Annotated in this window: 11 protein-coding genes; 5 read left to right on the top strand and 6 right to left on the bottom strand. The window is 70.9% G+C overall.

Annotation, left to right across the window (positions count from 1 at the left end; genetic code table 11):
- Window positions 1-365: 365 nt before the first annotated feature.
- Window positions 366-1,526, bottom strand: coding sequence for a hypothetical protein (locus tag ACFW5B_RS21000; protein WP_386441495.1), 1,161 nt, complete (start codon window positions 1,524-1,526; stop codon window positions 366-368).
- 199 nt (window positions 1,527-1,725) lie between these two features.
- On the opposite strand from ACFW5B_RS21000, the gene ACFW5B_RS20995 reads away from it, so the two are divergent.
- The gene (locus ACFW5B_RS20995; protein WP_386441493.1) at window positions 1,726-2,886 is read left to right on the top strand and encodes a cystathionine gamma-synthase; all 1,161 of its coding nucleotides are present in this window, start codon (window positions 1,726-1,728) and stop codon (window positions 2,884-2,886) included.
- A 24-nt stretch (window positions 2,887-2,910) separates the two neighbouring features.
- On the opposite strand, the gene ACFW5B_RS20990 is transcribed toward ACFW5B_RS20995, so the two are convergent.
- The 3 genes from ACFW5B_RS20990 to ACFW5B_RS20980 all read right to left on the bottom strand — a co-directional run bounded on the left by ACFW5B_RS20990 (window position 2,911) and on the right by ACFW5B_RS20980 (window position 4,427).
- The gene (locus ACFW5B_RS20990) at window positions 2,911-3,159 is read right to left on the bottom strand and encodes a hypothetical protein (protein WP_386441490.1); all 249 of its coding nucleotides are present in this window, start codon (window positions 3,157-3,159) and stop codon (window positions 2,911-2,913) included.
- Entirely contained in the window at window positions 3,156-3,776 is a 621-nt protein-coding gene (locus tag ACFW5B_RS20985; RefSeq protein WP_386441487.1) for a sigma factor-like helix-turn-helix DNA-binding protein, read from the bottom strand. Before ACFW5B_RS20985 ends, ACFW5B_RS20990 begins: the two co-directional genes overlap by 4 nt.
- A gap of 150 nt (window positions 3,777-3,926) precedes the next feature.
- Window positions 3,927-4,427 (bottom strand): MarR family winged helix-turn-helix transcriptional regulator, encoded by a 501-nt coding sequence (locus ACFW5B_RS20980; RefSeq protein WP_386441484.1) that lies wholly within the window; start codon window positions 4,425-4,427, stop codon window positions 3,927-3,929.
- 207 nt (window positions 4,428-4,634) lie between these two features.
- Between ACFW5B_RS20980 and ilvA the strand changes: the two genes are divergently transcribed.
- The 3 genes from ilvA to ACFW5B_RS20965 all read left to right on the top strand — a co-directional run bounded on the left by ilvA (window position 4,635) and on the right by ACFW5B_RS20965 (window position 8,152).
- The gene (gene ilvA / locus ACFW5B_RS20975) at window positions 4,635-5,906 is read left to right on the top strand and encodes a threonine ammonia-lyase (protein WP_386441481.1); all 1,272 of its coding nucleotides are present in this window, start codon (window positions 4,635-4,637) and stop codon (window positions 5,904-5,906) included.
- Window positions 5,907-6,179: 273 nt separating this feature from the next.
- On the top strand, window positions 6,180-7,277 hold the full coding sequence (locus ACFW5B_RS20970; protein ID WP_386441478.1) for an ATP-binding cassette domain-containing protein: 1,098 nt from the start codon (window positions 6,180-6,182) through the stop codon (window positions 7,275-7,277).
- Complete coding sequence (locus ACFW5B_RS20965; protein WP_386441475.1) at window positions 7,274-8,152, top strand: ABC transporter permease; 879 nt, start codon at window positions 7,274-7,276, stop codon at window positions 8,150-8,152. The genes ACFW5B_RS20970 and ACFW5B_RS20965 overlap by 4 nt, the downstream gene beginning before the upstream one ends.
- A gap of 150 nt (window positions 8,153-8,302) precedes the next feature.
- Here ACFW5B_RS20965 and greA read toward each other — a convergent pair whose 3' ends face one another.
- Window positions 8,303-8,800: a transcription elongation factor GreA gene (gene greA, locus ACFW5B_RS20960; RefSeq protein ID WP_386441472.1), complete on the bottom strand. Its 498-nt coding sequence runs from the start codon at window positions 8,798-8,800 to the stop codon at window positions 8,303-8,305.
- Window positions 8,801-9,134: 334 nt separating this feature from the next.
- Window positions 9,135-9,545 (bottom strand): DUF4307 domain-containing protein, encoded by a 411-nt coding sequence (locus ACFW5B_RS20955; RefSeq protein WP_386441469.1) that lies wholly within the window; start codon window positions 9,543-9,545, stop codon window positions 9,135-9,137.
- Window positions 9,546-9,694: 149 nt separating this feature from the next.
- Here ACFW5B_RS20955 and mca point away from each other — a divergent pair, with 149 nt between their 5' ends.
- A complete protein-coding gene (mca, locus tag ACFW5B_RS20950; protein ID WP_386441466.1) occupies window positions 9,695-10,567 on the top strand; it encodes a mycothiol conjugate amidase Mca in 873 nt (290 codons plus the stop codon).
- The last annotated feature ends 2 nt before the right edge of the window (window positions 10,568-10,569 follow it).

Raw genomic sequence — 10,569 nt, 5'->3', positions numbered from 1 at the left:
CGGATCAACGTGCTCTTCGCGATGCTCCGCGACAGCACCTTCTACGAACCCCGAACCCCACGCCTCGCTTGACGAAAGACATAGAGGCACCCCCCCGTGTGCGAACAGTTCCTACGCTGAGACGGGCACTGTCACGCCGGCGGTTCCCGCTCGGTGATTGTCCTTTGAGGCACCTGACGCCATCCATTTGCTGTCGACATGGGATGACTTAAGGCGCTATACCTCGATGTTTCGCGCTCGGAGTCAAGGAAAGTCGAACGGGCGTCCACCCTTTCGCGTAAATCAGGAATCGCCTTCGCGCGCATCAGGTGTCGCCGTGAGGAGTCACCGTCCCGCGCGGAGCGGGAGGCGGACGGTACCCGTCCTCAGCCTCCCTCCGGCGCAAACCCCGTAGCCGTCCCCCCGAGTTGTTCCCAGCCGGCAATGGCCAGGGCGCGGTAGGCGGCGTATTCGGCGGCGGGGCTGCGGCCGTAGGACCAGGGGACGGTGCCTACGTGGCCGTCCACCAGGCGGAGTTGTTCCATGGCCTCGGGGTAGCGCTCGGCGCGGACCAGGAACCAGACCAGGAGATGGCGGACGTGCGGGGCCATGGGGTGGTCGGCGGGGGCCTCGCGGAGGGCGAAGTGGGCGCCCTCGATGGCGCGCTCGACGACCGCGCTCTGGTACAGGCTGCGGACCATGTTGGCCTCGGGGAGGTGCTCGTAGACCGCGAAGAGGGGGAGGGCCGGGAGCAGGGTCTTGGCCGGGGCGGTGGACGCGGCGCGCTCGGCGAAGGCCTCGGCCTGTTCGCGGGAGCCGTGCCACTTCTGCGACCAGTAGGGGAGCGCGGCGAGGTGGGCGCCCATGTGCTGCGGGGCGCGCTGGGCGACCTTGGACCAGAGCTCCTCGTAGTCGGCGGCGCGGTCGTGCAGACCGCGGGCGACCGCCAGCTCGGTGATGTACGGGATCGGGCTGCCGGGGGCCAGGAGCGCCGCTTCCCGGCAGACCGTACGGGCCTCCTCAAGGATCATGCGGAAGTCCTGGGAGCCCGGGTCGCGCAGGGCCTGGACGACGAGGAACTGGGCGTGCGTCTGGGCGCCGCCGGGGTCCTTGGGCGCCTCCGAGCGCCAGGTGCGCAGCCAGATCCCGCCGGTGCGCCCGCCGTCGCCGTACCCGGGGGCCGCGCCGTGCCGCTGCTGCTCCGACGCCTCCTCCGCGGCCAGCTCGAAGGCGGCCGCGCCGGCCAGCGTCTGCACCCGCTGCCAGCGGCGCTCCCAGTCGTCGCCGGTGGACTTCAGCAGCTCGGCAGCCGGACGCCAGTCATGTGTGCGCCGCATCTCGGCGAGCGCGTCGGCCAGTTCCCGGTCCGGGCCGGGCAGCCGTACGTCCAGTTCCTCCAGCGGTACGAAGCCGTAGCCGGCCATCGGGTCGGCGGCCACCACCAGGCCCTGCCGGGTGTGCTGGACGGCCCGTCGGCGCCGCATCCAGGGCAGGAAGACGAGGCCGCCGAGCGCGAGCGCGGCGAAAAGAACCAGCAGAGCGTCCATGGAAGGTGTCCTGTACCTGAAATTCTTGTAACGGCTGCCTGGAAGCGAGCGGGGCGGAGAAGCGGGCGGAGGGGTCGGCGGGCGGTGTGCGGCGGGCGGACGGCGGGAACCGGTGTGCGGGTCCTCGTAGGTATCCACTATCCAGCCAACCAGAAAGTTCCGGAAAGTTCGGTTGCGCGGACGACTACCCTCGGCAGGCATGAGCGATCAGCGCGAAGAGCGCCACCAGCATTTCGAAACCCTTGCCATCCACGCAGGTCAGGAGCCTGACGAGGCGACCGGCGCGGTGGTACCTCCCATCTACCAGGTATCCACCTACAAGCAGGACGGCGTGGGCGGGCTCCGCGGCGGCTACGAGTACAGCCGCAGCGCCAACCCGACCCGTACCGCCCTGGAAGAGAATCTCGCAGCCCTGGACGGCGGCCGCCGCGGCCTCGCCTTCGCCTCCGGCCTCGCCGCCGAGGACTGCCTGCTGCGCACCCTGCTGACCCCCGGCGACCACGTCGTCATCCCCAATGACGCCTACGGCGGCACGTTCCGTCTCATCTCCAAGGTCGTCGAGCGCTGGGGCGTGGAGTGGTCGGTGGCCGACACCTCCGACCCGCAGGCCGTACGCGCCGCGCTGCGGCCCCGTACGAAGGCGATCTGGGTGGAGACGCCCAGCAACCCGCTGCTCGGCATCAGCGACATCTCGGCGCTCGCCGCGGTCGCCCAGGACGCCGGGGTCAAGCTCGTTGTCGACAACACCTTCGCCAGCCCCTACCTCCAGCAGCCGCTGGCCCTCGGCGCCGACGTGGTGGTCTACTCCACGACCAAGTACATGGGCGGCCACTCGGACGTGGTCGGCGGTGCCCTGGTCGTGGGCGACGACACCCTCGGTGAGGAACTCGCCTACCACCAGAACGCGATGGGCGCGGTCTCCGGGCCCTTCGACGCCTGGCTGGTCATGCGCGGCATCAAGACGCTGGCCGTCCGTATGGACCGGCACAGCGCCAATGCGGAACGCATCGCGGAGCTGCTGAGCTCCCACAACAAGGTGACCCAGGTCTACTACCCCGGGCTGGCCGAGCACCCGGGCCACGAGGTGGCCACCAAGCAGATGCGGTCCTACGGCGGCATGGTGTCGTTCCGGGTCGCGGGCGGCGAGCAGGAGGCCGTGGAGGTCTGCAACCGGGCCAAGCTGTTCACCCTCGGTGAGTCGCTGGGCGGTGTCGAGTCGCTGATCGAGCACCCGGGGCGGATGACGCACGCCTCGACGGCCGGGTCGCTGCTGGAGGTCCCCGCCGACCTCGTGCGCCTCTCGGTCGGCATCGAGTCCGTCGACGACCTGCTGGCGGACCTCGCGCAGGCGCTCGGCTGACGGAACGCCCAACGGGCCGGCCGCTCACCACCCCTCCACGTGAGGGGTGGTGTGGGCCGGTGCGGGCAGCCAGGGCTGGGTGGTGACCGCCCAGGCCAGTGCCGCCAGCGCGAGGACCAGGAGCAGCCGTCCGAGGTGGCGCGCGCGTCTGCGGCGGACCACCAGACGGCGGCCGCGGGCCGTGGCGCGGGCCGCAAGATCGGCCGGTACGGGCGGATACGGCCCGGCCAGCATCCGCCGTACCTCGGTCTCCTTGCGGTCGGGGAGGCTCATGGGGCGGTCGATTCGGAGCCCGGTGCGTGGCCCGGCGGGGAGTCCGTTACGGAATCCGTCGCGTGATCCGGTGCCGTTGTGGAGGGCCGGGCGGGTGCGGAATCCGTTGTGGGACGCGGTGCCGATCTTGAAGGCCGGGTGCCTGCGGAATCCGTTGCCGGGGCCGGCTCCGCTCCCGGGCGGCGGCTGCGCAGCTCCGCGACGGCGTGCAGACACAGGGCGTGCACCCGCTCGGCGGGCAGGCCGAGTTGGGCCGCGGTCTGTTCCTCGGCCACGTCCTCGTGGAGCCGCAGGACGAGGACCAGCCGCTCCCGTGGGGACAGCCGGTCCAGGAGCCCGCCGCGCGGCCGGCGGTGGCGCCGGGCGGTGTGCGCGAAGCAGGCGGCCAGCTCCCGGCGGGTGTGCTCGTACGGATCGTCGTCGCGCAGCCGGTTCCAGACGGCGTAGGTCCGCGACAGCGCGCGCAGCAGCAACTCCTCGGCGGCCGGGGCGGGCCGGGAAGCGGGCTCGCCGGTCAGCAGGGTGGCGGTGTGCAGCAGCCGGCCCGCCGCGCCCGCCACGAAGCGCTCGAACTCCTGGGTGTGGTGGCGCTCCTGCGCCGTCCGCCGCTCTCGCACCGCGCCTCCCGGATGACGGGCACCCGATCTCCTGGGCCCCTATGGCACGGCAGTGCGGCGGGGCCGTCAAGAGGCGTGACGGGCAGGGCAGTCGTGCGGCGGGGTCCGGTCCGGGTGCGGCGGGGTCGGTTCACCCGGTGTGCGCCGTCGTCAGGACGTCGGGCCAGGAGGCGTCAAGGACGCGGTGATGTCGCAGAGGGAGGCGTTGAAGCGGGTCAGGAGGGTGGTGAAGGCGGCGCGCTCCTCCTCGGACCACTGCTCCGTCACCAGGGCCATCAGCGCACGGCGCGAGGTGCGCACCTCGTCCAGACGGGCGCGCCCGCGCTCGGACAGCTGGAGCACCACGGCGCGGCCGTCCTCGGGGTGGGTGGCGCGGCTGACCAGACCGGAGTCGACCAGCGGGGCGACCTGCCGGGTGACCGTCGAGGAGTCGATGCCCATACCGGCGGCCAGGGCCTTGACGCCCATCGGGCCTTCCTGGTCGAGGCGGTTGAGCAGCAGATACGCGGCGCGGTCCATGGAGTTGCGCGCCTGCCCGACGCCGCCGAGCCGGCTCTGTTCTGCGCGGCGGGCGAAGACGGCCACTTGGTGCTGCAGCGCGTCGAGGAGAGCGGAGTCGGTGTGGGTCGTCATGTCCGAAGAGGTGGGCATGGCCGGGAGCTCGCTTCGATGGAAGTGCGTATGGATGAGAGGACAGCGTACGCGGACCCGGCGCGGAGCGTACCTGTCCGTCCATTCCGATAACGCCCCGTAACCCCTTTCGCCCGCGGGGGTCCGGCCGTGTCGCCGCCCGCCCCGGACCTGATCGCCCCATGGGCAGAAAAGGCCCGTCGGCGGACGAACTGCCAGACTGGCGACATGGCCGACCACACGCCGCGTCCCCCACACGGGACCGCCGCGTCCGCCCGCTCCGCCGGGGGTCCGGCGGCCGCGGTCACGGTCGACGACATCCGGGCGGCGCACAAGATGCTCTCCGGTGTCTCCCGGGCCACCGCGATGGAGGGCAGCCGCTATCTTTCCGGGCTGGTCGGCGCGCCGGTGCACCTGAAGTGCGAGAACCTCCAGCGCACCGGCTCCTTCAAGATCCGCGGTGCGTACGTACGGATCGCCGGGCTGTCGGTGCAGGAGCGGGCGGCCGGTGTGGTGGCCGCGAGCGCCGGCAACCACGCGCAGGGGGTGGCGCTGGCGGCGTCCCTGCTGGGGGTGCGCTCGACGGTGTTCATGCCGGTCGGCGCCCCGTTGCCGAAGGTCGCGGCGACCCGTGAATACGGGGCGGAGGTGCGGCTTGAGGGGCATGTCGTGGACGAGACGCTGGCCGCCGCCCAGGACTGCGCCCGCGAGACCGGCGCGGTCTTCATCCACCCCTTCGACCACCACGACATCATCGCCGGGCAGGGCACGGTCGGGCTGGAGATCCTCGAACAGTGCCCGGAGGTGCGGACCATCGTCGTCGGGGTCGGCGGCGGCGGGCTGGTGGCCGGGATCGCGGTGTCGGTGAAGGCGCTGCGGCCGGACGTGCGGGTCGTCGGGGTGCAGGCGGCGGGCGCCGCCTGCTATCCGCCGTCGCTGGCGGCCGGGCGTCCGGTGTCGGTCGAGGGGCTGTCGACGATGGCGGACGGCATCAAGGTCGGGCGGCCCGGCGAGGTGACCTTCGGGCTGGTCGAGGAGCTGGTGGACGAGGTCCGTACGGTCACCGAGGACCAGCTCTCCAGTGCGCTGCTGCTGTGCCTGGAGCGGGCGAAGCTGGTGGTGGAGCCGGCCGGGGCGAGCCCGGTGGCGGCGCTGCTGGCCGACCCGGCGTCCTTCGAGGGGCCGGTGGTCGCGGTGCTGTCCGGAGGCAATGTCGATCCGCTGCTGATGCAGCGCATCCTGCGGCACGGGATGGCCGCCGGCGGGCGCTATCTCTCGCTGCGGCTGCGGCTGACGGACCGGCCGGGGGCGCTGGCGACGCTGCTGGGGGTGCTGTCGGTGGCCGATGCGAACGTCCTCGACGTGGGGCATGTGCGGACGGATCCGCGGCTCGGTCTGACCGAGGTCGAGGTGGAGTTGCAGCTGGAGACCAAGGGGCCGGTGCACTGCGATGAGCTGCGGGCGGCGCTGCGCGAGGCGGGGTACGCGGTCGCGGAGTGAACCCGCCGCGGGAGTTGCTGCACGGGGATGGGGCCACGGGGTGTGGCGGGTATACGGTGGCGCCCCACACGCGTTCGCGAACCTCTGTTCCCTTCCGTCGTGCGCGCCCCCCGAGGAAAACGAGTCGCGATGTATCGCGTTCGGGCGTAGCCTCGCGGCTGCGGGGTGCCGGTGCGTCATGGCGTTCCGTTGCGGACGAATGCCGCAGAGCAGGCATAGGCCGCCAACCGTAATATTCGACCTGGAACTGACCCAAGCCATGGGAGTACCCCTATGCCAGGCGCCATTTACGCCGAAGGCCTGGTCAAGACCTTCGGCGATGTGAGGGCACTGGACGGCGTCGACCTCGACGTCCCCGAAGGAACAGTCCTCGGAATGCTCGGCCCCAACGGTGCCGGCAAGACCACCGCCGTACGGGTCCTGACGACCCTGCTCCAGCCCGACCGCGGCAAGGCGGTGGTCGCCGGGATCGACGTACTCGCCCACCCCGACGAAGTGCGGCGCTCCATAGGCCTCTCCGGCCAATTCGCCGCCGTGGACGAGTACTTGACCGGCCGCGAGAACCTCATGATGGTCGGGCAGCTCTACCAGATGAGCGGACGCGACGCCAAGCGGCGAGCCGATGAACTGCTGGAACGCTTCCATCTCGGCGACGCCGCGGACCGCACCGCCAAGACCTACTCCGGCGGTATGCGCCGCCGGCTCGACCTCGCCGCCGCACTGGTCGTCAGCCCACCCGTGATGTTCATGGACGAGCCGACCACCGGCCTGGACCCCCGTAACCGCCAAGGTCTGTGGGACGTCATCCAGGAGCTGGTCGCCGGCGGCACGACCCTGCTGCTCACCACGCAGTATCTGGAGGAGGCCGACCGCCTCGCCCACGACATCTGCGTCGTCGACCACGGCAAGGTCATCGCCCGCGGCACCTCCGACCAGCTCAAGGCACGCACCGGCGGCGAACGCGTCGAGGTCGTGGTGCACGCCCCCGAGCACCTCACCGTCGCCGACGAGGTCCTGCGCGGCTTCGGCAAGGGCGAGGTCGCCGTCGAACCGCACACCCGCAAGCTCACGATCCCGGTGACCGGCGGCGCCAAGCTGCTCGCCGAGGTCATCCGCGAACTGGACCTGCGCGGCGTGGAGATCGACGACATCGGGCTGCGCCGCCCGACCCTCGACGACGTGTTCATCTCGCTCACCGGCCATGCCGCGGAGGCCGAGGACGGCAACGGCGCGGGCGGCGACGCGGCGGACGGCGCGGACGCCGGCCGGAGCGACGGCGCCGTCGGGAGGCAGAAGAAGCGCCGCAAGGCGGGGACGGCGGCCAACGCCCTGGACCCGGACGTGACGATAGACAAGGAGGGCGTGAAGTGACCACGGTGAGCGAAGCGGCCGGCGGCGCCCCCGTCCGGACCCCCCGGGCGCGCAGCGGCGTCGGCCGGTCCGTACGCGACTCCCTGGTGGTCGCCAAGCGCAATCTGATCCGGATGCTGCGCATTCCCGAAGTGGTGATCTTCGGGCTCATCCAGCCGATCATGTTCGTGGTGCTGTTCACGTATGTCTTCGGCGGATCCATCAACATCCCCGGCGCCCCGGTGGGGAACGCCCAGGCGTATCACGAGTTCCTGATGGCGGGGATCTTCGCGCAGACGGTCACCTTCGCCACGGCCGGCGCCGGCGCGGGGATCGCCGACGACATGCACAAGGGCCTGATCGACCGGTTCCGGTCGCTGCCGATGTCCCGCGGCGCGGTGCTCACCGGACGGACCCTCGCCGACCTCGTGCAGACCGCGCTGACGCTGGTGGTGCTGGCGGTGGTCGCACTGCTGATCGGCTGGCGCACCCACGAGAGCATCGTCGAGGTGCTGGCCGGCTTCGGTCTGCTGCTCCTGCTCGGCTACGCCTTCTCCTGGATCGGCGCGCTCATCGGCCTCTCGGTGCGGACGCCGGAGGCGGCCACCTCGGGCGGGCTGATCTGGCTCTTCCCGCTGACCTTCATCTCGAACGCGTTCGTGCCGGTCAACGGCATGCCGACGTTCCTGCAGCATGTCGCGGAGTGGAACCCGTTCAGTGCGACGGTGGCCGCCGCCCGGGAGCTGTTCGGCAACACCATCACCACGGTGCCGAAGTCGGTGACCGGTGCCTGGCCGATGGAGCACCCGGTGATCGCCTCGGTGATCTGGTCGCTGGTGATCATCGCGGTCTTCCGGACGCTGGCCGTCCGCAAGTACCGGTCGGCCGCGGTCTGAGGGGCCGAGCGGTCCGACCGACCCGAGTGGCCTGAGCTGCCGGGACGGCCCGCGCCTCGCGGGTGCGGACGGATCCGGCCGCGTACGGCACGACGAAGCGGCCCGGAGCGTGATGCTCCGGGCCGCTTCGCTGTCTGTGGTGTCGCGGGCTCAGCCGCTGTACGGCTTGGCGTCGAGGATCTTCACGGACGCCTTCTTGCCGTTGGGGAGCTCGTACTCGGCGTCGGCGCCGATCTTCTTGCCGTTCACACCGGTGCCCAGCGGCGACTGCGGGGAGTAGGTCTCGATGTCCGAGCTCGCGTACTCCCGCGAGGCCAGCAGGAACGACAGAGTGTCGTTCGGGTCCCCGTCGAACGCGATGGTGACGACCATGCCGGGAGCGACGACGCCGTTGGCGGCCGGGGCCTCGCCGACCTTCGCCGACTGGAGCAGCTGGGTGAGCTGGCGGACGCGCGCCTCCTGCTTGCCCTGCTCTTCCTTGGCCGCGTGGTACCCGGCGTTCTCCTTCAGGTCACCTTCCTCGCGGGCCGCGGCGATCTTCTGCGTGATCTCGGCGCGTGCGGGACCAGACAGGTGCTCCAGCTCGGCCTTGAGCTGGTCATACGCCTCCTGGGTCAGCCAGGTGACGTTCTCGCTGGTCTGGGTCACAGGTGCTCCTCGTCGGTACTGGGGATAAATCAAACGCCCTACCAGGAAGGTTTGCGCCTTCACGGGTGGGCGAAACCACGAGCCTAACAATTCCGGCACAAAACGGGGAAGAGGAAATTCACAGCGACCGCACAGCAGAGCATCGTCCCTGCTCAGAGGCGGTCGCGACACGCCCTGTGCGGGCTCGGGCCCGCGGTGGTGCGGGCGGTGCGGTTGACACGGTAGGTGAGAGCGCGGGCCGGTGGGGCGAGGGGTGGCGTGGGGTGGTGGGGTGGCTCGTGGGGGCGGGCGGTCGCTGGTGGCTCGTGAGGGCCGGCCGTCGGTGGCGGTGGGGTCAGCCGGTGCCGGACGCCGTGCAGCCGACCAGGACGGCATTGGTCGCCCGCTTCGTCGTCCGCAGCGTGACCTCGGTGTCCACCTGGCCCGAGCGCTGGTCGACGGTGACGTCCTTGCGGCCGACCTCGGAACCGTCCTCGGCCTGTGAGCGGAGCGTGCAGACACCCTTGGCGCCGGTGTCCTTGACGACTTCGAGATGGACCTTGACGGCGTGGTCGGAGACCGCGTCCCAGGCGATCACGCGGCCGCTGAGGTCCTCCCCCGAGATGTACGAGATGCCGGACCAGCCGATCACGCCCAGCAGCGCGGCGCCGAGCACCGCGCCGATGATCTTGAGCTTGCGGTCCGCGCGCTCGTCCGCGGAGCGGCCGTAGCGTCCGTCGGGGAGCCCTTCGCGCACCGCGGTCATGATCAGTCCTCCTGGATACGGGGCCCTCGGCGAGGAACCCCCGCGGGGCCCGCCCCTGGGAATGGGGTCCCCGCCCTGGGAATACAGCGCCCCCTCGCTTCGGTCACTATAGGAGGCATCTTCTCCGGCCCTTCACTGAGGATCGAGTCTTGACTGAGCAGCTGCGATTGATGGCGGTTCACGCCCACCCCGACGACGAGTCGAGCAAGGGTGCGGCCACCATGGCCAAGTACGTGTCCGAGGGGGTGGACGTGCTGGTCGCCACCTGCACAGGCGGTGAGCGAGGTTCCATCCTCAACCCCAAACTCCAGGGCGACCCGTACATCGAGGAGAACATCCACGAGGTACGGAAGAAGGAAATGGACGAGGCCCGGGAGATCCTGGGCGTCAAGCAGGAGTGGCTGGGCTTCGTCGACTCCGGGCTGCCCGAGGGCGACCCGCTGCCGCCGCTGCCCGAGGGCTGCTTCGCGCTGCAGGACGTCGAGGCGGCGGCCGAGCCCCTCGTCCGGCTGATCCGGACGTTCAAGCCGCAGGTCATCACGACCTACGACGAGAACGGCGGCTATCCGCACCCGGACCACATCATGACCCACAAGATCACGATGGTGGCCTTCGAGGCGGCCGGCGACCCGGAGAAGTACCCCGAGTCCGGTGAGCCCTGGCAGCCCCGGAAGCTCTACTACAACCAGGGCTTCAACCGCCCCCGTACGGTCGCGCTGCACGAGGCGCTACTGGAGCGCGGGATGGAGTCGCCCTACGGCGAGTGGCTGGAGCGCTGGAAGCAGTTCGAGCAGCGGGAGCGCACGCTGACCACCTATGTCCCGTGCGCCGACTTCTTCGAGATCCGTGACAAGGCGCTGATCGCCCACGCCACCCAGATCGACCCCGACGGCGGGTGGTTCCGGGTGCCGATGGACATCCAGCGCGAGGTCTGGCCGACGGAGGAGTACGAGCTCGCGAAGTCGCTCGTGGACACTTCCCTCCCCGAGGACGACCTCTTCGCGGGCATCCGCAACAATTGACC

The organism is Streptomyces sp. NPDC058773, from assembly GCF_042746015.1.
Taxonomy (GTDB): domain Bacteria; phylum Actinomycetota; class Actinomycetes; order Streptomycetales; family Streptomycetaceae; genus Streptomyces.
This window is presented reverse-complemented; position numbering and strand designations above follow the sequence as displayed.